We start from the raw sequence: 1,196 nt of genomic DNA on the forward strand, positions 1-1,196 counted from the left end.
CTACCTGGTCAGCGAGGCGCTGACCAACGCGGCGCGGCACTCCGGGGCCAGTGCGGTCTCTGTCGACGTGGCCTTGCTGGACGCGGGGCTACGGGTCGAGGTGTGCGACGGCGGCTGCGGCGGGGCGAACCGGGGATCGGGGAGCGGGCTGTCCGGGCTCGCGGACCGGCTGGCCGCGTTGGGCGCCGAACTTGAGGTGGACAGCCCCGGTGGGGGCGGTACCCGGATCGCGACGGTGCTGCCGTGCGGGTGATCGTCGCCGACGACGCGGTCCTCTTCCGCGAGGGGATGGCACGAATCCTCACCGAGATCGGGTTCGACGTACTCGGCCAGGCCCGGCAGAGCGCCGAGCTCGTCGAGCTGGTCCATCGGGACCCGCCCGACGTGGTCATCACCGACCTGCGGATGCCGCCCGGCTTCGCTGACGAGGGCATCGAGGCAGCCGCGGTGATCCGCGGCTTCGCGCCCCAGGTCGGCCTCATGCTGCTCTCCCAATACGTCGAGGTGCACCACGCGCTCCGGCTCATGACCGAGTTCAACGGCGCGGTCGGCTACCTGCTCAAGGACCGCGTGTCCGACCTCGGCGCGTTCGCGGTCGACCTACGACGGGTCGCGGCGGGGGAGGTGGTGATCGATCCGGAGCTGGTCACCCGCCTCGTCGGCCGGCGCCGCGAGCGCGACCCGCTCGCCAACCTCACCGACCGCGAGCGCGAGGTGCTCGCCCTCATGGCGCAGGGACTTACCAACGCCGGCATGGCCGACGAGCTCTTCCTCAGCACCAAGACCATCGAGGGCTACGTGCGCAGCGTGTTCACCAAGCTTGGTCTGGAGCAGGGCGAGCGCGAACACCGGCGGGTGCTGGCGGTGCTGCAATTCCTCAGACAGCAGTAGCGACGCGACGCCTCCGGCGAAGTCGAGGTGACCTGGCAGGTCTGTCAGCAGGTCCGCTCGACCCGCTGCAGCCAGCCCGCCGCGGGCGTGGACGCCGCGGTCCGAGAGGGGCCTCTACGAGAAGCGACGCGGCGAATGGCAGGTTGTCTGGGAGCAGGCAACAGCGGTAGGTGGCTTCCCACCCGCGAGCTGAGGGTGCCGAGCCGACCGCGGAGGCGACCCCGCCCGGACACTGAGCCGGGCGGCCATGTCGAGTTTCACTTCGCCGTAGGGCAGCACGTGTTGCCAGAACAGTGGGGTGAGAC

General features: G+C 70.9%; 2 protein-coding genes. Both read left to right on the forward strand.

Annotated features, from left to right (window positions below; genetic code table 11):
- Window positions 1–253: sensor histidine kinase (locus ACRDSQ_RS18520; RefSeq protein ID WP_431422788.1), on the forward strand; the 253-nt coding region annotated here is incomplete at its 5' end.
- Window positions 244–891 carry a response regulator transcription factor gene (locus ACRDSQ_RS18525; RefSeq protein ID WP_431422790.1) on the forward strand — a complete coding sequence of 216 codons (648 nt, stop codon included), beginning with the start codon at window positions 244–246 and terminating at the stop codon, window positions 889–891. The genes ACRDSQ_RS18520 and ACRDSQ_RS18525, both read left to right, overlap by 10 nt.
- The last annotated feature ends 305 nt before the right edge of the window (window positions 892–1,196 follow it).

The organism is Actinokineospora sp., assembly GCF_050699995.1.
Taxonomy (GTDB): domain Bacteria; phylum Actinomycetota; class Actinomycetes; order Mycobacteriales; family Pseudonocardiaceae; genus Actinokineospora.